This is a genomic window from Novosphingobium mangrovi (assembly GCF_022818885.1).
In the GTDB taxonomy this organism is placed as follows: Bacteria; Pseudomonadota; Alphaproteobacteria; order Sphingomonadales; family Sphingomonadaceae; genus Novosphingobium; species Novosphingobium mangrovi.
Genome location: NZ_JALHAT010000002.1, coordinates 78,086 through 99,840, shown reverse-complemented (window position 1 = coordinate 99,840; position 21,755 = coordinate 78,086). Strand labels below are relative to the sequence as shown.

17 protein-coding genes and 1 riboswitch are annotated in these 21,755 nt (G+C 65.3%); of the genes, 6 read left to right on the top strand and 11 right to left on the bottom strand.

Annotated features, from left to right (window positions below):
• The first annotated feature begins 100 nt into the window (after window positions 1-100).
• The 4 genes from rplQ (at window position 101) to MTR65_RS01635 (ending at window position 4,168) form a co-directional block, all read left to right on the top strand.
• Window positions 101-523, top strand: coding sequence for a 50S ribosomal protein L17 (rplQ, locus tag MTR65_RS01650; protein WP_243796586.1), 423 nt, complete (start codon window positions 101-103; stop codon window positions 521-523).
• Between the two features lie 144 nt (window positions 524-667).
• Entirely contained in the window at window positions 668-2,806 is a 2,139-nt protein-coding gene (locus MTR65_RS01645) for a prolyl oligopeptidase family serine peptidase (RefSeq protein ID WP_243796584.1), read from the top strand.
• Window positions 2,807-2,938: 132 nt separating this feature from the next.
• A complete protein-coding gene (locus MTR65_RS01640) occupies window positions 2,939-3,466 on the top strand; it encodes a hypothetical protein (RefSeq protein ID WP_243796582.1) in 528 nt (175 codons plus the stop codon).
• Between the two features lie 111 nt (window positions 3,467-3,577).
• Window positions 3,578-4,168, top strand: a complete 591-nt coding sequence (locus tag MTR65_RS01635; RefSeq protein ID WP_243796580.1) for a hypothetical protein — start codon at window positions 3,578-3,580, stop codon at window positions 4,166-4,168.
• Window positions 4,169-4,190: 22 nt separating this feature from the next.
• Here MTR65_RS01635 and MTR65_RS01630 read toward each other — a convergent pair whose 3' ends face one another.
• The gene (locus MTR65_RS01630; RefSeq protein ID WP_243796579.1) at window positions 4,191-4,838 is read right to left on the bottom strand and encodes a trimeric intracellular cation channel family protein; all 648 of its coding nucleotides are present in this window, start codon (window positions 4,836-4,838) and stop codon (window positions 4,191-4,193) included.
• A gap of 165 nt (window positions 4,839-5,003) precedes the next feature.
• Here MTR65_RS01630 and MTR65_RS01625 point away from each other — a divergent pair, with 165 nt between their 5' ends.
• Window positions 5,004-6,680 (top strand): dipeptidyl-peptidase 3 family protein, encoded by a 1,677-nt coding sequence (locus MTR65_RS01625; RefSeq protein WP_243796578.1) that lies wholly within the window; start codon window positions 5,004-5,006, stop codon window positions 6,678-6,680.
• Between the two features lie 46 nt (window positions 6,681-6,726).
• Here MTR65_RS01625 and MTR65_RS01620 read toward each other — a convergent pair whose 3' ends face one another.
• The 10 genes from MTR65_RS01620 to MTR65_RS01575 form a co-directional block, all read right to left on the bottom strand.
• Window positions 6,727-7,656 carry an AEC family transporter gene (locus MTR65_RS01620; protein WP_243796577.1) on the bottom strand — a complete coding sequence of 310 codons (930 nt, stop codon included), beginning with the start codon at window positions 7,654-7,656 and terminating at the stop codon, window positions 6,727-6,729.
• Between the two features lie 24 nt (window positions 7,657-7,680).
• Window positions 7,681-8,442: a TorF family putative porin gene (locus tag MTR65_RS01615; RefSeq protein ID WP_268739199.1), complete on the bottom strand. Its 762-nt coding sequence runs from the start codon at window positions 8,440-8,442 to the stop codon at window positions 7,681-7,683.
• A gap of 21 nt (window positions 8,443-8,463) precedes the next feature.
• Entirely contained in the window at window positions 8,464-8,892 is a 429-nt protein-coding gene (locus MTR65_RS01610; RefSeq protein ID WP_243796573.1) for a hypothetical protein, read from the bottom strand.
• 558 nt (window positions 8,893-9,450) lie between these two features.
• On the bottom strand, window positions 9,451-10,848 hold the full coding sequence (lpdA, locus tag MTR65_RS01605) for a dihydrolipoyl dehydrogenase (protein ID WP_243796571.1): 1,398 nt from the start codon (window positions 10,846-10,848) through the stop codon (window positions 9,451-9,453).
• Window positions 10,849-10,954: 106 nt separating this feature from the next.
• Window positions 10,955-12,181 carry a 2-oxoglutarate dehydrogenase complex dihydrolipoyllysine-residue succinyltransferase gene (odhB, locus tag MTR65_RS01600; RefSeq protein ID WP_243796569.1) on the bottom strand — a complete coding sequence of 409 codons (1,227 nt, stop codon included), beginning with the start codon at window positions 12,179-12,181 and terminating at the stop codon, window positions 10,955-10,957.
• Between the two features lie 9 nt (window positions 12,182-12,190).
• Window positions 12,191-15,043 carry a 2-oxoglutarate dehydrogenase E1 component gene (locus MTR65_RS01595; protein ID WP_226633344.1) on the bottom strand — a complete coding sequence of 951 codons (2,853 nt, stop codon included), beginning with the start codon at window positions 15,041-15,043 and terminating at the stop codon, window positions 12,191-12,193.
• Between the two features lie 191 nt (window positions 15,044-15,234).
• The gene (gene sucD / locus MTR65_RS01590; protein ID WP_039388029.1) at window positions 15,235-16,125 is read right to left on the bottom strand and encodes a succinate--CoA ligase subunit alpha; all 891 of its coding nucleotides are present in this window, start codon (window positions 16,123-16,125) and stop codon (window positions 15,235-15,237) included.
• Window positions 16,126-16,239: 114 nt separating this feature from the next.
• Window positions 16,240-17,202, bottom strand: a complete 963-nt coding sequence (gene mdh / locus MTR65_RS01585; RefSeq protein ID WP_213501133.1) for a malate dehydrogenase — start codon at window positions 17,200-17,202, stop codon at window positions 16,240-16,242.
• Window positions 17,203-17,658: 456 nt separating this feature from the next.
• Window positions 17,659-18,033, bottom strand: coding sequence for a hypothetical protein (locus MTR65_RS01580; RefSeq protein ID WP_243796567.1), 375 nt, complete (start codon window positions 18,031-18,033; stop codon window positions 17,659-17,661).
• Window positions 18,034-18,159: 126 nt separating this feature from the next.
• Window positions 18,160-19,311, bottom strand: a complete 1,152-nt coding sequence (locus MTR65_RS01575) for a cell wall hydrolase (protein WP_243796566.1) — start codon at window positions 19,309-19,311, stop codon at window positions 18,160-18,162.
• A 260-nt stretch (window positions 19,312-19,571) separates the two neighbouring features.
• Window positions 19,572-19,773: riboswitch (cobalamin riboswitch) on the top strand.
• Window positions 19,774-19,883: 110 nt separating this feature from the next.
• On the opposite strand from MTR65_RS01575, the gene MTR65_RS01570 reads away from it, so the two are divergent.
• Window positions 19,884-21,728, top strand: coding sequence for a TonB-dependent receptor domain-containing protein (locus MTR65_RS01570; RefSeq protein ID WP_243796565.1), 1,845 nt, complete (start codon window positions 19,884-19,886; stop codon window positions 21,726-21,728).
• The last annotated feature ends 27 nt before the right edge of the window (window positions 21,729-21,755 follow it).

The window sequence follows — 21,755 nt, the reverse complement described above, 5'->3', positions numbered from 1 at the left end:
TCTTCGCGGGTACCCGTGAGAAGGTTTTGGGCGGTGGCCTTGTCCACATCGCCCGGCGGGCAGTACCTAACCGGCTGCCTGACGAACAGGAAGATGACCCATGCGTCACAAGTATTCCGGCCGTAAGCTGCAGCGCAAGTCCGGCCACCGCGCCGCCCTTCTGCGCAACATGGCCGCAGCCCTGATCAAGCACGAGCAGATCCAGACCACCACGCCCAAGGCGAAGGAACTGCGTCCCTACATCGAGAAGCTGATCACGCTTGCCAAGCACGGTGGTCTGTCCAACCGTCGCCTCGCGCACGCCAAGATCATGGACGATGCCCAGGAAAAGAAGCTGTTCGAGGTTCTGGCCGAGCGTTACGCTGGCCGTCCCGGCGGCTACACCCGCATCATCAAGGCGGGCTACCGCGCTTCGGACGCTGCGCCGATCGCGATCATCGAACTCGTCGACCGTGACACCGAGGCCAAGGGCCAGGATTCGGGCCCGGTCATGAACGAGGCCGAAGACTACGCCGAAGCGTAAGGCTTGGGGCAGGGCCTTCCGGTCCTGTTGAAAAGCAAAGATACGTCCGATTTTTCGAAATTGACGGAGGCGGCCGCGAGATGCACTCTCGCGGCCGCCTTTTCTTTTGGGCGCGACGTATCTTCCCGGGAGTTCTTCTTTTTCATGCGCAATATCCTTCGTTGGACGACAGCCCTGTCGGTCCTCGCGGCCTCACCTGTTTTCGCAAACGAGCTGACCGACACGAACTATCCCGAGACCCGGCGCGGCGACGTTGTCGAGACGCTGTTCGGGGAAGAGATTGCCGACCCCTACCGCTGGCTTGAAAACGATGTGCGCGAGGACAAGGAAGTCGCCGACTGGGTGGCCCGTCAGAGCGCCTTCACCGATAGTTATCTGAAGCAATTGCCGCAGCGGGGCTGGTTCGAGGAGAAGGTGCGCGGCCTTCTAGATTTCGAGCGCTTCGGGCTCCCGGAAAAGGCGGGGAAGCGCTATTTCTACACGCGCAACTCAGGACTTCTGAACCAGTCGCAGCTGTTCGTGCGCGATGGGCTGGAGGGCGAGCCGCGCCTGCTGATCGATCCCAACGCCTGGGCGAGCGACGGGGCGACGGCGCTGTCGGGATGGACACCGTCCAAGGAAGGGTCCTACCTTCTCTATAGCGTGCAGGACGGCGGCAGCGACTGGCGTATTCTCCATGTCCTCGACGTGGCGACCGGTAAGGTCCTTGAGGACGAGATCCGCTGGGTCAAGTTCTCGGACCTGGCCTGGGTGGGCGAGAAGGGCTTCCTCTATTCGCGCTATCCCGCGCCGGGTGAGGGCGAGGCCTTCCAGAGCGCCAATTATGACCACACGGTCTATTACCATGAACTGGGAACACCCCAGACGCAGGACGTGGTGGTCTACCGCACGCCCGAGCATCCCGAATACAACCACTCGGTCACCGCGACGCAGGATGGGCACTGGGCGATCGTCACCAGCAGCATTGGCACGGATGCGCGTTTCGAGATCCACGCGATTGATCTGACCAGCAAGGACTGGACGCCGCGCGTGGTCGTCGGCGGCTTCGACGACGCCTGGGAGCTCGTCGAGGGCATGGGCGACAAGCTCTGGTTCGTCACCAACAAGGACGCGCCGCGCAAGCGCCTCGTCCAGATCGATCTGGGCGGCAAGACGCCGAAGCTGCGCGAGATCGTGCCTCAGGCCGAGGACATCCTCGAGCGCGCGGGTATCGTGGGCAATCGTCTCGTCCTCAACTACATGCGCGACGCGGCAAGCCATGCGGTCATCGTCGGCCTTGATGGCAAGAGCGCGCAGGAGTTCTCGCTGAGCGGGATCGGGACGGCCTCGGGCTTCCACGGCAAGCCGGGCGACCCTGAGACCTTCTACTCCTTCACCAGCTTCAACCGCCCGCCTTCGATCTTCCGCATGAACATCGAGACGGGTGAGACCACGCCGTTTGCCGAGCCGGAGATGGACTTCGATCCCGAAGACTTTGCCATCGAGCAGCGTTTCTACGCCTCGAAGGACGGTACGAAGGTCCCGATGTTCATCGTGCGCCGCAAGGACGTGGTCGCTGCTGGCAAGCCGGTCCCGACGCTGCTCTACGGCTATGGCGGTTTCGACATCGCGCTCACGCCGGGCTTCTCGGCATCGCGCATGGCCTGGATCCAGGCGGGCGGGGCCTATGTCCTGGCGAACCTGCGCGGGGGCGGTGAATATGGCCGGGCCTGGCACGATGCCGGACGGCGCGAGAACAAGCAGAATGTCTTCGATGATTTCATTGCCGCGGGCGAGTATCTGAAGGCGCAGGGGATCACGAGCGAGGACGGGCTGGCGATCAACGGTGGCTCGAACGGTGGCCTGCTCGTCGGCGCGGTTACGAACCAGCGCCCCGATCTCTTCGCGGCGGCTGTGCCGCAGGTCGGGGTCATGGACATGCTGCGCTTCGATCGCTTCACCGCAGGGCGCTACTGGGTCGATGACTTTGGCTATCCCGACAAGGAGGACGACTTCCGGATCATTCGCCGCTATTCGCCCTACCACAACATTGCCGACGGGCAGGACTATCCGGCCGTGCTGGTGACGACGGCGGACACCGATGATCGCGTGGTTCCGGGCCACTCGTTCAAGTATGCGGCGGCCATCCAGCACGCGAACCTGGGCGACAAGCCGCATCTCATTCGTATCGAGACGCGGGCCGGACATGGTTCAGGTAAGCCGACCGACAAGGTCATCGAGGAATCGGCGGACATCCTCTCGTTCATGGCCGAGTGGACAGGATTGGAAGTACCGCAGCCCTGAATGTTCAGATAAGTTGCGAATAACATGAACGTCAGCTGATGCCCGGGTTCAGGCGGGCATCAGCGCCTCCTTGCTAGGACATATCTGTAGCCGGGCATCGGGCCTGGCATGCAGATCAAGGAGGAACGCCTCATGCAGACCCTGATGAACTCCAAGCTTGGCAAGGGACTGGTCGGGACCGTGGCGGTCGGCGCAATGGCGGCCTCCACGGCAACCCCGGCCATGGCCCGCGATGGCGGTGGCGGTGTCGATGCGGGCACGGTAATTGCCGGTGCGCTGGTCGTGGGCGGTATCGCCGCGCTGGCCGCGTCGGCCAGTAACGACCGGGACCGCTATGCCTATGGTCACCCGCGCGGGCGCGATCGCAGCTACGGTCGTGGTTTTCGCGGCGTGAGCTCGCGCGATGCGGTGGATCGCTGCGTTGCGGCGGCGACCCGCACTGCACATCGTTACAGCGGCCGTGCCCGCGTGACCGATATCCGGGACGTCGACCGCAAGGACTACGGGTACAAGATCAAGGGGCGGATTGCGGTCGAGGACCGCCGCGGCGGGCGTTGGGATCGTCGCAGCCGGGTCGATACCGGCAAGTTTACCTGCAAGGTGGACTACCGCGGAGGTCTGCGCGACCTCGACTTTTCGGGCATTCGCGGCCTGCGCTGAGGACGCGCAGCCCGCCTGTGCGGTTCAGCGCCGGGAAAGGCGCCTTGGCGCATCCGGAGATTTGCTGATTGGGACGGCGCGGATCGTGCGCGCCGATTGGGAACTTGAGTTATGAAGATCCTGCGTTCGCGTACCAGTGCTTCGCTGGCTGCTCTGGCGGCCACGGTGATGACCGTTTCGCCCGCCATGGCCCATGGCTGGGGCCGCTATCCGGGCCCGCCGCGCCATCACCACCACCATCGTGGCGGCGGTGGAGGTGGCCTGCTCGCCGGACTTCTCATTGGTGGCGGCCTCGTCGCCATCGCCAGCGCCGCGAGCAAGTCCAACCGACAAGAACGCGTCGCTCCGCCTCGAGACGTATATGAAGATGACGACTACGGCCGTGACTATGACCGGGGCGATGTCCGCCCGGCCTATCCCGGTGGCCCGGTGGCGGGCGATCCCGGTTATGCGGCGCCCTATGAGGACGACCGCTTTGGCGACGAGGTCGGGGCCTCGGGCTTCGGCATGGCGGTGGATACCTGCACTGACGAGGTCGAGGGCGGTTCGCGCTACAGCGTGCGCAGTGTCGACAAGGTGGACCGTATGAACGGCCGCGTTGCGGTCGAAGGGCGGCTCGCGGACGGCCGGGGCTTTGCCTGCAGCATCGACGGGGAAGGGCGCGTGCGCTCGGTTGCTGTCGATGGGCGCGCGATGATCTGATGTATGCCGTGTCCCGGTGGGCTCAGGTCTGCCGGGGCGGGCTCTCGTCCTCGCCGCCGTGGGTGGGCAGGCCGATGGACCAGTGGATCGCAATCCCGCGCAGGATGAACCCGGCCAGCGCCCCGCATATCCAGGCGGCAATCGGCGGGGTGTCGAGCGCGATCAGGAGCGCCGCACAGGCCGAAGCCAGGGCCGAGGCCGTGACGTAAAGCTCCGGACGCATGAGGATGGAGGGTTGGCCCGCGATGACGTCGCGGATGATACCGCCCGCACAGCCGGTCATCACGCCCATCAGGAACGAGGGGACAGGCGGCACCCCCCAACCCATCGCCTTGATCGTTCCCAGGACGGAATAGACGGCCATGCCCAATGCGTCGGCCCAGACGAGGAGCCGGGCGTTGTACCAGCTGGCGGGCGTGAACCAGGCGAGCGTTGCCACGGCAAGGCACACCGGCGCGACGAGCCGGTCGTGGACCCAGAACACCGGCGCATCGATCAGGAGGTCGCGGACCGTGCCCCCGCCGACCCCCGCGATCAGCGCAAAGAAGGCGACCGTGACGTAGCTTTGCTGGGTTCGTGTGCCCGAGAGCGCACCGGAGAGGGCGAACAGGCCGATGGCAAAAAGGTCTACGGCAGCAGGCAGCACCGGCGTCTCGGGAGGCGTGATCATGGGTGTCTCTTATCACCCGCTGCGCACGGGACCTAGCCTGCCGTGTACAACCGCGCGCCATGATCTGCGGAAACTTGTTTGCCCGCGTGAAAACACTAGGTTGAAGCCCAGTGACCGGCGGCCCCCATCGCCGGTCTGACCCCTGTCACATATGGATTTCCTCCCATGTCCACCCGTTCCGTACTTTCCTCCCTTGCCTTGCTGCTGGCGGGCACGGCCCTCGCGCCAAGTGGCGTTGCCATCGCGCAGACCTCCGCCGCCGAGGCGCCGTACAATCTGGCCGCAGCGAAAGCCGCACTGGCGCCGGTCGAGATGGATGTCGACACAGCCTTTCTGAACGCGGAAGAACGCAAGGTCGTGAACCTCCTGATCGAGGCTTCGGACCTTCTGAGTGAGGTCTATCTGCGCCAGCGCTATGACGCCAATCCCAAGGTGCGCATGGCCATCGCACGCAATCGGCGCGCGGACCGCGACCTCCTGCTGGAGATGTTCGACCGCAATTTCGGACCCTGGGATGAAATGTCCGAACTCCATCCCTTCTGGGGCGGCGAGGCGATGCCCGAGGGTGCGGGCTTCTATCCCACCGACCTGACGCGCGAGGAACTGGAAGCCTATGTCGCGGCCCATCCGGATGAGAAGGACGCGCTGCTCAGCCCTTATACCGTGGTGTGCCGGGACGGAGAGGCACTGGTCGCCATTCCCTATTCGAAGGCTTATGCGCAATGGCTGCAGCCCGCCGCGCAGCTTCTGGAAGAGGCGGCAGCCACCACGAGCAATCCGAGCCTCAAGCGCTTCCTGTCGCTGCGCGCCAAGGCCTTCCTGTCGGACGATTACTACGAGAGCGAACTGGCCTGGATGGACCTGGAAGACACGCCCATTGAAGTCGCCATCGGCCCCTACGAGGTCTACACCGACCGCCTGATGGGCACCAAGACCGCCTTCGAGAGCTTCGTGACGCTGAAGAACCCGGAAGAGTCGGCCGCGCTGGCGAAGTACAAGAAGTACCTGCGCGACATGGAGGCGAACCTGCCGATCCCGGACGAGGTGAAGAACTTCCAGCGCGGCTTTGCCAGCCCCATCGTCGTCTCCGAACAGGTCCACGGCGGGGGCGACAACGTGCCCGGCGCGCCCACCATCGCCTTCAATCTTCCCAACGACGAGCGCGTGCGCGAGGCCAAGGGCGCCAAGAAGGTGATCCTCTCCAACGTCCTTGGCGCCAAGTTCGACCGCATCCTGAAGCCGATGGCCCCGATCGTGCTCGAGCCCGACCAGGCCGCGCTCGTCGCGCGCAAGTACATGCAGTACGAAACGCTGTTCCACGAACTCTCGCACAGCCTCGGGCCGGGCACGATCACCGTCGATGGTGAGGAGACGACTGTCAACGCGCGCCTCAAGGAGCAAGCCTCGGCGCTGGAAGAGGCCAAGGCCGATGTCGCGGGTGTCTGGAACATCCTGTTCATGATGGACAAGGACGAGATCCCGGCAAGCGAGCGCGAGCAGCTGTTCGCCACCTACTTCACCGGCATCTTCCGCTCGGTCCGCTTCGGCGCGGTGGAAGCGCACGGGAAGGGCGCGGCGCTCCAGTACGGCTATCTTCAGGCCAAGGGGGCCTTCCGTTTCGATGACGACGCAGGGCGCTTCGTTATCGACGACGCGCGCATGGAAGCGGGCCTTCGCGACCTTCTGCACGACATCCTGATGCTGCAGGCGAAGGGCGATTACGAGGGCACCAAGGCGTTCATGGCGACCTGGGCGAAGCTCGATGGCCATGCCCAGAACGCGATTGCCGCGATGGGCGATGTGCCCGTCGACATTCTCCCGATCTATCCCAGCGAAGTCTGACGACGCGCGCCCGGCGAACCCAGCTCGCCGGGCGTCGTCCTTGCGCTCAGAGCGCCCACCACAAATAGGCGGTGATCGTGCCCAATGAGAGGATCGTGGAGAGAAGCACGGTGCGCGCGGTCACATCGGCCTCGCGGCCATAGAATTCGGCCAGCATGAAGGGGCCCGTGCCCGTGGGCAGGGCCGAGAGGATGACGGCGGCGTGGATACCCATCGGATCAATCCGGAAGACCCGGGCCGCCAGAAACCAGACAAGGACTGGCTGTGCGATCAGTTTGACTGCGATAAGCCCCGCGATCCGGCCCCTGGGCGCGGGCGCAGGACTTCGCTCCGCTGCAAGGAACAGCCCCAAGGCGACCAGCGCACAGGGTGAAGCGGCCGCGCCCAGCATCGTGAGGAAACTGTCGAGAGGATCTGGCACGGCCAGCCCCGTGATCGGAAAAACGCTGGCGGCCAGCGGCGCGGCAACAAGCGGGTTGGCAAGGACGCGGCGGGTCACCTTCAGGGCGAGCTTGCCCGGCGTGGCCGCTTTTTGCGTGGCGGTTTCGATCAGGATGATGGCGAGCGCGAACACCACGCATACGGTCATCAGGACCGAGAGCAGCGTCAGCGACCGCGCCTCGCTCCCCAGCACGACGGCGATGATGGGAAAGCCCATGTAGCCGTTGTTGGCGTAGCTCGAATTGAGCCCGTCGATGCTGGCGTCGGCGAGGCCGTGGCGCAGGCGAGCCAGGATCGTGAAGACGAAGGTGCCCAGGGTGCCCAGCGCCAACGCGGCAAGGAATCCGGGGTGCCAGAGCTGCGCGGGCTGGGCCTTGGCGACGATCTCGAATAGCAGTGCAGGCAGCGCCAGCCAGACGACGAAGCGGTTGAGCTCGCTTGTCGCCTGAGGGCCCAGTGCCTTCAGGCGGCGCGCCAGCCATCCGGCGAAGATCAGGCCGAAGACCGGGAGGACGGTCAGCAGGGGCGTGAGCATGGGAGCGGTCTTGTGTGCAGCGGATCAGAACGAGACGCGCATGTAGCCCGCGAGGCGTGTGCCGGTGTGGCGGTCCCAGTAGCGCGTGTCGCGCGCGCTATCCTGATCGATGCTGGTCCCGCTCAGTTCCATGCCGATCGCGAAGTTGAGGCGCGAGCGCTCTACCGCGAGGTACCAGTTGGTGTAGTCGCCATCGGGGCGCAGGCGCACCGCGCGCTCGGCATCGTTGGTCGAGCCGATGGTCTGGCCAATGCCGGCGTAGAGGGCGAGGGGGCTGCCCGGAATGCCCGCGCCGATGTCGGCAGACAGATAGAGGTTATCGCCGCCAATGGCATCCTGCGAGGGGGCGTAGCTGGCGCCCAGCGTCAGCCAGGCGGGCCCCAGTGTGCGTGAGACCGAGCCTTCGATCTCGATGTAGTCGAGCTCGCCTGCATCGATGAAGACGTGGCCGCGTGCGCCTGCCGAGAAGTCCCAGCCATCGCTGGAGGTCACGTACCTGGGCGCGATTTCGATCCCCAGTTCACTGCCGCCGTGACGCCGCGCGCCGCGCAGCGTGGTGGCGTTGGCGTCGAGGACGATGTGCGAGGTGATGGGGAGCGAGCCGTCGACCTGAAGGGCGAGTTCGCCTTCACTGTCGCTGATGCCGCGGCTGCGCATGTCGGTGCGCGCTTCAAGTGCGGCGCTGGCCGTGCGCATCGCTTGCGCATGGGCCTGGCCGGGAACGGCGAAGATAGTCAGGGAAAAAAGCGAAGCCGCGAGAACTGCGGCAGAAAATGTGCGCACCATGCGGCTTCGCATAACGTGCTATCAGCGCGCGGCCAAGGACCTCGCGGCGCTGATCGTTGCCGCCACGTGGGGACGGTCTTCCTGTGCGGTCAGCGCCAGCTGCTCGTCGAGGTCGGCGGAGGACTTGGCAACGAGATCGGCGTGCATGGCGTCGAGTGCCACGCAGCGCCCTGCGCGCGTGTACGAGACTTCGCTGGAGCCCGGCAGCATGGCGCTGATCGCCTTGCCCGAGGCGCTGTCGGTGATGCGGCGCTCGATGGTGACGAGGCCCGAAACCTCGCAGCGCTTCATGCCGCGGCGGCCTGCGGGCGCAATGCCGATCTGGCGGGCCGAGGAGTCGACGTGGGCGACATAGGAGACGGTGTAGGCCTTGCCGTTCTGCTCATGCTCGACCGTGTGGACAGGAGCCATGGTAGCGGCGGCGGTGAGGGTGATGGCGAGAATGCTCATAAGGATCCTTGCTTGGTGTGGTGCACGTGGCTGGCGAGAGGTGGGCGGGTGCCCGGGAGAGGACCCGGCCTAGGCCGCAAGGAAGCGCCTCGGTCAACGCGGGCGCGCGGCTTCCTTCGCACAGCGAGAGAAAGGAAAGGCCCCGGCGTCCGGGAATGCGGACGACCGGACACCGGGGCTGCGGCCCCGGGCGCTGCGTACACGCCAGGGGCCGCGGGGGGTGAGGCGCTACCGGTTGATGGATGGCGCGGCCGGGCAGGTCCTGTTCGGGGACGCGGCGAGGGGCCTGGGGATCGGCTGCAGGGAAGCCATCGACATCGTACTCTCTCCCAAAAGCAATAGCGTGCTCAATACATGGGCATATGTGCCTTTTGTTTGAGCATCTCTTGCGTATCGTCTGGGCAATGCCGCAATGTTTCTGGATCGAAAGAATGATTGGCCTTGTTTCACAGTTCTCGTTCGGCTGCCCCCCTCGGGACAGGCACGTGGACTGGGGGCATGAAAAAAGGGCGGCGCCAGCGGCACCGCCCTTTTCGGCTATTTCGTAGGAACGTCCGATCAGGTGTGGATCGGCTTGCCCTGGATGCCCATCGCGGCTTCCTTGATCGCTTCCGAGTGGGTCGGGTGTGCGTGGCAGGTGTAGGCGATGTCTTCCGACGTGGCGCCGAATTCCATGGCCTGCGCAACCTGCGCGATCATGGTGCCGGCCACCGAGGCGATGCACCACACGCCGAGCACGCGGTCGGTTTCCGCATCGGCGATGACCTTCACGAAGCCGTCGGGCTCGTGGTTGGTCTTGGCGCGCGAGTTGGCCATCATCGGGAACTTGGAGGTCTTGACCTTGCCCTTTTCCTTGGCGGCTTCCTCGGTGAGGCCGACGCCCGCGATTTCAGGCTGGGTGTAGACGACGCTCGGGATGACGTCGTGGTTCACGATGCCGGTGAGGCCGGCAATGTTTTCCGCAACGGCAATGCCCTCGTCCTCGGCCTTGTGCGCGAGCATCGGGCCGGGGATCACGTCGCCGATCGCCCACACGCCTTCGACCTTGGTGCCGAAGTCGTGGTCGGTTTCGATCTGGCCGCGCTGGTTCAGCTCCAGGCCGATCTTGTCGAGGCCGAGGTTGTCGGTGTTGGGCTTGCGGCCGATCGCGACGAGCACGACGTCGGCGTCCAGCACTTCGGCATCGCCGCCAGCGGCCGGCTCGACAGTGACCTTGGCCGCGCCGTCCTTGACCTCGACGCCGGTGACCTTGGTCTTCAGCTTGAGGGTCATGCCCTGCTTCTTGAAGATCTTGCCGGCTTCCTTGCGCACGTCGGTGTCCATGCCGGGCAGAAGCTGGTCGAGGTATTCGACCACGGTGACCTCGGCGCCGAGACGACGCCAGACCGAACCGAGTTCCAGACCGATCACGCCGCCGCCGATGACGACCATCTTGCCCGGGACCTTGCCCAGTTCCAGCGCGCCGGTGCTGTCGACGACCACGCCGCCTGCGTTGTCGACCTCAACTCCGGGAAGCGGCGTGACCGAGGAGCCGGTGGCAATGACGATGTTCTTGGCGGTCTTGGTTTCGCCGTTCACTTCGACGGTGTGCGCGTCCTTGAACTGCGCGTAGCCCTTGAGCCAGTCGACCTTGTTCTTCTTGAAGAGGAACTCGATGCCGCCGGTCAGGCCCTTGACCGCGTCCTTGCGCTGGCCCTGCATCGTGTCGAGGTCGAGCTCGGGCGTGACCTTGATGCCCATCGAGGCCATCGCGCCGTTGGCAGCCGCGTCGAAGTATTCCGAGGCGTGCAGAAGCGCCTTGGAGGGGATGCAGCCCACGTTGAGGCAGGTGCCGCCCAGCGTCTCGCGGCCTTCGGCGCATGCGGTCTTGAGACCCAGCTGCGCGCCGCGGATTGCGGCGACGTAGCCGCCCGGGCCCGCACCGATGACAAGCAGGTCGTAATCGTATTCAGCCATAACCTGGCTCCAATCCTTCGTTCGTCATCCCCGTTTATAGCGGGGATCCCGTTTGTCGGGAGAGAAAAGAGCGGGGCCCCCGCGACATGGCGCGGGGGCGACGCGATCAGAGGTCGATGAGGAGGCGCGTGGGGTCCTCGATCGCTTCCTTGATGGTCTTGAGCGCGGTAACCGCCTCGCGACCGTCAATGATGCGGTGGTCGTAGGACAGCGCGATGTACATCATCGGGCGGATCACGATCTGACCGTTGCGCACGACCGGACGGTCCTCGATGCGGTGGAGACCCAGCACCGCCGACTGCGGCGGGTTGATGATCGGGGTCGACATGAGGCCGCCGAACACGCCGCCGTTGGAAATCGTGAAGGTACCACCCTTCATGTCTTCCATGGTCAGCGTGCCTTCCTTGGCCTTCTTGCCGTAGTCCGCAATCGCCTTCTCGATACCTGCGAAGGAGAGCTTGTCGCAGTCCTTCACGACGGGGACGACAAGGCCGTTCGGGGCCGAGACCGCGATCGAGATGTCGACGTAGTCGTGGTAGACGATCTCGTTGCCGTCGATCTGCGCGTTGACCGCCGGGATGTCCTTGAGCGCGAGCACCGAAGCCTTCGCGAAGTAGGACATGAAGCCGAGCTTGATGCCGTGCTTCTTGGCGAAGACATCCTTGTACTTGTTGCGCGATTCCATGACGGCCGACATGTCGACGTCATTGAAGGTGGTGAGGAGCGCGGCATCTTCCTGCGCGCTCTTGAGGCGCTTGGCGATCGTCTGGCGAAGGCGCGTCATCTTCACGCGCTCTTCCTGGCGAGCCGGAGCCGCGGCGACCGAACCGGCCGAAGCGGGCGCGTCGGCGGGCTTGTTCTTGGCGGCGGCGATCACATCGTCCTTGGTGATGCGGCCGTCCTTGCCGGTGCCCTTGATGGTCGTGGGATCGATGCCGTATTCCAGCACCGCGCGGCGCACGGCCGGCGAGAGCACGGCGGCATCGGTCGTCGAACCTTCGCTGGCGGCAGGTGCAGGAGCCGGAGCAGGGGCGGCGGCGGGAGCCGAAGCCTCTTCCTTCTTGGCGGCAGGGGCCGGAGCGGCCGCGCCGCCCGAGCCGGACTCGATCGTGGCGATCAGCGCGTCGACGGTGACGGTGTCACCTTCGGCGGCAAGCTGCTCGCCCATGACGCCGTCGTGCGGGGCCATGACGTCGATTGCGACCTTGTCGGTTTCCAGGCTGCAGATGGGCTCGTCGGCGGCAACCGCTTCACCGGGCTGCTTGAGCCATTCGCCAATGGTGGCCTCGGTGACGGATTCGCCGAGAGTGGGGACCTTGATTTCGGTGGACATGATTTACTCTCAAGCCTTCTGCTTGCGACGGAGTTCGGAACGGACGGAGAGGTGGAGCGCGTCGGCGACCAGGGCCGACTGCTCGGCCACGTGGCGCTTGGCAAGGCCGGTTGCGGGCGAAGCCGAAGCGTGGCGACCGGCGTAACGCGGACGCGGGTTCGAGACGCCGGCTTCCTTGGCAGCCGCCTCGATCTCGCTTTCGACGAAGAACCAGGCGCCGTTGTTCTTGGGCTCTTCCTGGCACCAGCAGATTTCCTCGAGGTTGGTCATGCGCGAGAGGCGCAGGGCCAGCGGCTCGCCCGGGAACGGGTAGAGCTGCTCGAGGCGGATGATCTGGGTGTCGTCGATCTCGTTTTCATCGCGCGCTTCGACGAGGTCGTAGTAGACCTTGCCCGAGCACAGGATGACCTTCTTGGTAGCCTTGTCTTCCGGCGCCTTGGGGTCGGAAAGGATACGGTAGAAGTGGCCGTCGCCGGTGAAGTCCTCGGCCTTCGACTTGGCCGCCGCGTGACGCAGCAGCGACTTGGGCGTCATGATGATCAGCGGCTTGCGGAACGGACGGTGCATCTGCCGGCGCAGTACGTGGAAGTAGTTGGCCGGGGTGGTGATGTTGCACACCTGGATGTTGTCGTTCGCGCACAGCTGGAGGTAACGCTCAAGGCGGGCCGAGGAGTGCTCGGGGCCCTGGCCTTCGTAGCCGTGGGGCAGCAGCATCACGAGACCGTTTGCACGCAGCCACTTCGATTCCGAGGAGGCGACGTACTGGTCGATGATGATCTGCGCGCCGTTGGCGAAGTCACCGAACTGGGCTTCCCACAGGACCAGGGTCTTGGGGTCGGCGCTGGCGTAGCCGTACTCGAAGCCGAGCACGCCGTATTCCGAAAGCGTCGAGTTCAGGACCTCGAAGGTGCCGTGGGGCAGCGTCTTGATCGGCGTGTACTTGCGCTCGTCCTTCTGGTCGACCCAGACGGCGTGGCGCTGCGAGAAGGTGCCGCGCTCGCAGTCCTGGCCGGACAGGCGCACGCCGTAACCCTCGGTCACGAGGCTGCCGAAGGCGAGCGCCTCGGCGGTGGCCCAGTCGAAACCTTCGCCAGCTGCGAACATCTCTTCCTTGGCCTTGAGCACGCGGCTCAGCGTCTTGTGGACGGTAAGGTCCTCAGGAACGGTGGTGAGCGTGCGGCCCAGGCTGTCGAACAGCTTGGTGTCGATGCCGGTCTGCACGTTGCGGCGCGCGGTTTCGGCGTCGGCAGGCTTGTGGAAGCCCGACCAGCGGCCCGAGAACCAGTCGGCGTGGTTCGACTTGTAGGTCTTGGCCGCCTCGAACTCGTCCTCGAGATGCGCGTTGAACGCGGCCTCGGTCTCGGCGAGGAAAGCGTCGTCGATGACGCCTTCGGACTTCAGACGGTCCGAGTAGATCTTGGCCACACCGGGGTGCTTCTTGATCTGCGCGTACATCAGCGGCTGCGTGAAGCCGGGCTCGTCGCCTTCGTTGTGGCCGAAGCGGCGGTAGCACCACATGTCGATCACGATGTCGCGGCCGAAGGTCTGGCGGTAGTCGATCGCCAGCTTGCAGGCGAAGGTCACGGCCGCCGGGTCATCGCCGTTGACGTGCAGGATCGGGGCCTGGACGCCCTTGGCGACGTCCGAGGGGTACGGCGAGTTGCGCGCGAAGGCGGGGCTCGTCGTGAAGCCGATCTGGTTGTTGATGACGAAGTGGATGCAGCCACCGGTGTTGTAGCCCTTGACGCCCGAAAGGCCGAAGCACTCCCACACGACGCCCTGGCCGGCGAAGGCGGCGTCGCCGTGGATGAGGACGGGAAGGACGGTCTTGTGCTTGGCGCCGGGGCCCACATCGTCGCCGATGTCGTCGTGGCTGACCTGGTAGCTGCGCACCTTGCCCAGGACGACCGGGTTCACGGTCTCGAGGTGCGAGGGGTTGGGCATGAGGCTCATGTGAACCTTGATGCCGTCGAAGTCACGGTCGGCCGAGGTGCCCAGGTGGTACTTCACATCGCCCGAGCCGCCCACGTCCTCGGGGTTGGCAGTGCCCCCCGAGAATTCGTGGAAGATGACCTTGTAGGGCTTGGCCATGACGTTGGCGAGGACGTTCAGGCGGCCGCGGTGGGCCATGCCGTAGACGATTTCCTTGACGCCGAGCTGGCCACCGTACTTGATCACGGCTTCGAGCGCGGGGATCATCGACTCGCCGCCATCGAGGCCGAAGCGCTTGGTGCCGACGTACTTCTTGCCGAGGAACTTCTCGTACTGCTCACCGCGCACGACGGCCTGAAGGATCGCCTTCTTGCCTTCGGGGGTGAACTCGATTTCCTTGTCCGGACCCTCGAAGCGGTCCTGGAGGAAGCGGCGCTCCTCGACGTCGGCGATGTGCATGTACTCGAGGCCGACGTTGCCGCAGTAGTTGGCGCGCAGGATCTGCACCAGCTCGCGCACGGTCGTCCATTCGAGGCCGAGGTTGCCGCCCACGAAGACCGGACGGTCCAGCGCGGCGCCTTCAAAGCCATGGTACTCGGGCGTGAGGTCCTTGGGCAGCTCGCGCTTGGCAAGGCCGAGGGGGTCGAGGTTGGCGGCCATGTGGCCACGCACGCGGTAGGTGCGGATGAGCATCATGGCGCGGATCGAGTCCGCAGCGGCCTGGTCGATGCTCTTCTGGTCGACCTTCGCGCCGCCCTTGCCGGCGGCCTTCTCGACAGCCATGCGCAGAGCGGAAGGATCGAGGCCCTGGGTCAGGTCGTCTTCGAACTCGGCGCCGACGAGGGGCCAGTTCTTGCGCTGCCAGCTGGGTCCCTGCTGGGGGCCGTCAAGGCCCGTATCGGGGGTGAACTCGAAACTTTCGTCGCCCATGGAATCACCTTTTCACGCCAGTATCGTCTCTGCGGCGCATGGAGGAATAGTTTTGGGACACTGTCGGGGGCCGGAGAGGAAGGCGCGGCAGTGGGATTACAGTTCTGTCGGCGTTTGGACGCCTTGTGTTTGTTGCCGTGTGGAGGCGGCACCCCGGAAAAACCGAGAGGCTGCCTCCACCGGGAATAGGATCAGGCCACTTCCTTGATGGCTTCGACCAGCGTCTCGCCGAGGAGCGAGGGGCTGGCGGCCACGCGGATGCCGGCTTCTTCCATCGCCGCGATCTTGTCTTCGGCGCCGCCCTGGCCGCCCGAGACAATCGCGCCAGCGTGGCCCATGCGGCGGCCCGGAGGCGCCGTACGGCCCGCGATGAAGCCGGCCATCGGCTTCTTGCGGCCACGCTTGGCTTCGTCCTTGAGGAACTGTGCAGCTTCCTCTTCGGCCGAGCCGCCGATTTCGCCGATCATGATGATCGACTTGGTCTCGTCGTCGGCGAGGAAGAGCTCGAGGACGTCGATGAAGTTGGTGCCGTTGACCGGGTCGCCGCCGATGCCGACAGCCGTGGTCTGGCCAAGGCCCGCGTTGGTGGTCTGGAACACGGCTTCGTAGGTCAGCGTGCCCGAGCGCGAGACCACGCCGACCGAACCCTTCGAGAAGATGTTGGCGGGCATGATGCCGATCTTGCACTCACCGGGGGTGAGGAGGCCAGGGCAGTTGGGGCCGATGAGGCGCGACTTCGAACCCGAAAGGGCGCGCTTCACGCGAACCATGTCGAGCACGGGAACACCCTCGGTGATGGCGACGATCAGTTCAATCTCGGCATCGATGGCTTCGAGGATGGCGTCCGCGCAGCCCGAGGGCGGAACATAGACGCACGAGGCGTTGGCGCCGGTGACGGCCTTGGCCTCGGCAACGGTATCGAACTGGGGCAGGCCCAGGTGATCGGTACCGCCCTTGCCGGGGGTCACGCCGGCAACCATCTGGGTGCCATAGTCAAGCGCGGCCTGGGTATGGAAGCTGCCGGTCTTGCCGGTCATACCCTGCGTGATGACCTTGGTATTCTTGTCGACGAGAATGGACATAGGGTTATTCCTGTTCCTGGGCTGGATCGACCTCAAAGGTCGGGGTCCGGTGTACTAGGAGTAATGTGGGCTGCGGACCAGAGGACCCGGTCCGCAACACACAAGTGTATTTGCTCAGGCGAGCGTTTCGTCGATGCCCTTGCAGGCCGCGACCAGTTCCTTGACCGCGTCGATCGAGACCTGGAGGCCTGCCTTGGCGGTGTCGTCGAGAGCGATCTCGATGACTTCCTCAACGCCCTCGGCACCGATCTTGACGGGAACGCCGACGTACATGCCGTCAACGCCGTACTGACCTTCGAGGAAGGCGGCGCAGGGCAGGACGCGCTTCTGGTCGAGCAGGTAGCTCTCGGCCATCGAGATGGCCGAAGCCGCCGGAGCGTAGAAGGCCGAGCCGGTCTTCAGCAGCGAGACAACCTCGCCGCCGCCGCCCGCGGTGCGCTTGACGATGGCGTCGATGCGCTCCTGGGTGGTCTTGCCCATCTTGATGAGGTCGGGAACGGGGATGCCCTTGACGGTCGAGTAGTCGACAACCGGGACCATCGTGTCGCCGTGGCCGCCGAGCACGAACGAGGTGACGTCGCGCACCGAGACACCGAACTCCCAGGCGAGGAAGGTCGAGAAGCGGGCCGAGTCGAGAACGCCAGCCATGCCGACGACCTTGTTGTGGGGCAGGCCGGAAAATTCGCGCAGCGCCCAGACCATCGCGTCGAGCGGGTTGGTAATGCAGATCACGAAAGCTTCCGGAGCGTGCTCCTTGATGCCTTCGCCCACGGCCTTCATGACCTTGAGGTTGATGCCCAGCAGGTCGTCGCGGCTCATGCCCGGCTTGCGGGGCACGCCAGCGGTGACGATGATGACGTCGGCGCCTGCGATGTCGGCGTAGTCGTTGGTGCCGGTGATCTGGGCGTCGAAGCCCTCAACCGGACCGCACTGCGACAGGTCGAGTGCCTTGCCCTGCGGAATGCCTTCGGCGATGTCGAACAGGACGACGTCGCCCAGTTCCTTCTGCGCCGCGAGGTGCGCGAGGGTGCCGCCGATGTTACCGGCGCCGATGAGGGCAATCTTCTTACGTGCCATGATGCGTGCTTGTCCTTCCCAAGGCGGGATTGACGGACGAAAAGGGAGCCTGCTTCATCCCGCGAAAGGCAGGCACCGGGTACTTGCAATCGCGGCCCTAGTCCTCTCGGGGGGACATTGCAACCGTGAAAGGGCGCGAGAACCGCCGAATTCGGAGGTTTTTGTGATAATAGTTCGCAATTGCATTAAGGCGTGTTGCTGCGGTTTTGTGAACGTATTTCGGCGGGTTTCCGTAGGCCGGGCGGGCAGTGCAGTCGCTGCCGGATGACCTCGGCGGTCCGGTTTAGTGCAGGTTCGTTGCGCAAGTGTGCAGGGCTTGTGCGATGCTCGCAAGACGGATGATCCGAGTCGCCCCGTGGCGTCGATCTGCTGCTTTGCGCCCATCGTGCAGGCACACGAAAAAGCCCCTCGGCCATGAGGCAAAGGGGCTTGGGTGGGGCGGTTTGCCGGAAGGCTTCAGAAGCCGGTGGCGAGATGGCTTTCGAACTGTTCGGCCATGCGGCGGTCGAGTTGGCGGCAGATCGAAATCCACCAGGTACACGAACGCGTGTCCCCCACGAGCCGCGCGGCCTGGGCGTTGTGGCGGGCATGTTCGGCTGCGGACAGACCGTGCCGGGCAAAGTGCTGAAGGGCCTCGGTCAGAAGGACTTCGTCGTTGGCAGGAGCGGGGCTCGGGTCGATCTCGCGCGAGACGATCGAGACGTCGATCGAGCCTGAGCGGCACTTGCGGTCGGCGTTGTCGTTGATGCTGTCGAGCGGGGCCGAGACGCATTGCATGCGCTCGAGGAAGGGGATGGCTCGTCCTTTCGCAGCTGCGAAGCGTATTGCCATTGTGTGGTCGAGGCCTTTCCGTTTCTCCAGAGTCCGGTTCCTCTGCTCCGTAAGAGCGGGCCCGTGAGAGAATCCCTATCACTCAAGGCGCTAAGTCTTTGTGTGGGGCTATGGTTTCCAAATGGTTTACGGCGTGTCAGGGGCCTCAGTGGTGCTGCGGCCGCGTTCGATCCAGCGGCCCGAGTTGCGGTATTCGGGGCGCACGCGGGCACCTGCGGGAAGTCCGTCGGCCGCCGGGGCAGACGGGGACGTCGTCGCAGAAACGGTTGCGCTCCCCGGTGTGCCAACCGCCGGCTGTGCGGCGAGCGCCCTCGCGATGTCCTCGAAGGCTTGCTGGATCGCGGCCGGATCGTTTTGGGCGTCGGAGGCGAGCGTCAGGGCGGTGGGCGCGGGCCTGTGCGGTTCATTCGCCGGTTCCATGCCCGCATAGAGGTAGCGGAACGTGGCCGCACGGCCGGCTGCGCCCTTGAAGCTGTAGAACCGATGGGCGCCGATGGTCGTCAGGGGCTGAAGGCTGGAGGTCCAGTACGGCGCCACCTGGAGGGTATGGTAATGGGTCGCGAGCCCGGCAGGGGCATAGACTTCGCCCGACAGCGCGCCCCTCGCCACGGCTTCGGCCCGGTTCCAGAAGTAGGTTGCGGGGCGGCGGGACAGCGAGCCGTCGCAGGTAAAAGAGAACTGGCAGCCCGTGCCAAGCTCGGACCCTTGATAGACGACGCCGCACACGGTGTCGGGGTAGCTGGGGTGGGCGAGGCGGTTGAGGACGACCTGGGCGACGGCGCGCTGTCCGGCGTCAGGCTCGCTCGCGGCTTCGTAGTAGATTGCGCTGGTCAGGCATTGCAGTGCGCGGGCGCGGTCGGTCGGCGAACTGGTGAAGGGTAGGTCGAGGACGTGGAGGGCCTGCGCTGTAGGGCTCTGCCCGATGGCGTGCCCGACAATCGTGCCTGTCAGCCCTTCACCCTGGGCGGCCTTGTCCGCTTCGAGATAGTAGAACGCCGAGCCCGGGAAGCTGGCTCCCGCCTGCTCGAACGGCATGGGATCGGGCGTGTGGTGCTGGGTGGCCGCGTTGGCGATGCGGAAGCGTTCCCAGGTGCCGGGCATGGCGAAGGCGGTGAGGGCGGCCATCGTGAGTGCGGTTCCGATCCGCCTGGTGTAGGCGCGGCGCGGTGCGGCGGTGCGGCCGATGATTCCGCGGGACCGGCGCTTGCGGGCAAAGCGTCCCTGGAAGTCGGCAGGGCGGCCATCGCGAAGATCGGGCAGGGCAGGCACGCGCGACATGGGGTTTTGGTCCGGATCCTTGGTTCGCCCACCCCCCATATCGGACAGGGGCACGAGCGTTGGCGGCACTCTCTATACGTCAAGCATCGTGGGGCGCCGTCACGACTGTGAGCCGCGTCCCACCTCGGTACATACATCAAGGTTCGCCAAGGTAAGGGCAAAGGCTTTAAGAAAGCCTCTGCAACCTGCCAAGATGGCAGAGCGCAATGATTGCAGGGCGAGAGGTCTTTGAGTTGCAATTTCCCCATAGCGCACCTAAAGGCCGCGCGCACGCCACGGGTTGCCTGCCCGCGTGGACGCGGGGGCAGGCCTAAGAGGGAAGCCGGTTGCAACTCCGGCGCTGCCCCCGCAACTGTGACCGGGGAGCATCCCCTCCATTCGCGCCACTGAGCAATCGGGAAGGCCGGACGGGGATGCATCGATCCGGAAAGCCAGGAGACCTGCCCGGGGTCGTCGTTTGCAAACCGGGCGAGGGGACCGGTGGGCAGCGGTATGGGGCGCCACTTCGGGACCGGCGCGATCCTTCCGCCATGAACGGCCACACGTTCAGGGGGTTCCGGAAGGGGTATGACATGAAGAGCCGTTATTTCGTGGGCGCCGCATTGGGCGTGGTCCTCGCACCTGTCTGTGCGCAGGCCGCCGAGGCCGGGCCGCTCGACGAGACGATCGTGGTCGCCGCGACGCGCACCGAAGTTCCGCTGAGCCAGGTCGGCCAGTCGGTCAGCGTGGTGACGCGCGAGGACATCGAGCGCACCCAGGCGACCACCGCCAGCGAAGTGCTGTCGCGCCTGCCGGGCCTGCAGGTCACCAACTCGGGCGGCTTCGGCCAGCCTTCCAGCGTGTTCATCCGCGGTGCCGACAACGCGCAGAGCCTGGTCCTGATCGACGGCGTGCGCGTCAACGATCCGGGCGACGTGGGCGGCGGCTTTGACTTCGGCGCGCTCACCATCGGTCAGTTCGACCGGGTCGAGGTGGTGCGCGGCTCCTCGGGCGTGCTCTATGGCAGCCGGGCCATTGGCGGTGTCATCAACCTTGTCACCCAGCGTCCCGACGAGCAGTGGCACGGCCGCGCGAGCGCCGAATACGGCTGGCGTGATCGCCGCCAGGTCTCGGCCTCGGCAGCGGGCCTGGTCGGTCCGGTCGGCCTGACGGTGGGCGGCAACTGGCTCAAGGGCGACGGCTATTCCGCCTTCAACGAGGATCGTGGCGGCACCGAGAAGGACGGCTTTGAAAGCAAGAGCCTCAACGCACGCGCGCAGCTGGAGCTGACCGAGGGCCTGTCCATCGACGGCGGTACCTTCTGGACCCGCGCCAACTACGACTACGACAACACCGGCGCGGACGCGCTCAATGTCGGGTTCAAGCGCGATCTCACCGGCTATGCCAATATCCGGTATGACGGGCTCGATGATCGCCTTCATGCCCGTGTGGGCTATGGCGTGGTCGATACCCGCCGCATCTCCGACGACGCGGCTTGGGGCCCCTATGAGACCAACGGCAAGAACGAGCGCTTCGAAGGCCAGGTCGATTTCACGCCGATCGAGGCGGTGACGCTGCTGCTGGGCGCGGAGACCGAGACGCAGGACTTCTCGGACACTTACGATTCCAACGATTCGATGACCATCGACAGCTTCTTTGCCAACCTGACGCTGCGTCCGGTCGCGGGGCTGACGCTGAACGGTGGGCTTCGCTACGACGATAACTCGCAGTTTGGCGACCGCACCACCTTTGCCGTCAACGGCGCCTATGCCTTCGCGGGCGAGGATGGCCCGGTCGTGCGCGCGAGTTACGGCCAAGGCTTCAAGGCGCCCTCGCTCTACCAGCTCTACACCAACGCGGGCTACCGCGCGCTGGAGGCCGAGACGTCCAAGAGCTGGGATGTCGGCGTGGAGCAGCCCTTCGCCGGCGGCGCCGGGCTTTTCTCGGTCACGTATTTCGATCGCAAGACCAAGAACATGATCGACTATGATCTGGCTCAGTGGAACTACTACAACATTGGCCGGGCGCGGGCGAAGGGTGTGGAACTGGGCATGCAGGTGATCGACTGGCAGGGTTTCGACATGAACCTGGCCTATACCTACCTCGATGCCACCAACACGCTGACCGGCGCGCGCCTGCCGCGCCGCACCAAGAGCAACATGACCGCGAGCCTCGACAAGCGCTGGGACGTCAATGGCCAGGGCGGTCTGCGCCTTGGCGCGGAGCTGCGCGTGGGCGGTGCGCGCTGGGACGATGCTGCGCAGACCTACTACGTTGAGGGCAACACCGTGGTGAACCTGCGCGGTTCGTTTGCGGTCACGCAGAACGTCGAGGTCTTCGCGCGCATGGAGAACCTCTTCGACGAGCACTACGAAGTGGTGCGCACTTACGGCACGCCGGGCCGCTCGGCCTATGCGGGTGTGCGTGTGAAGATGTGACCTGCGCCTTTCCCCCTGCTTCCTGGC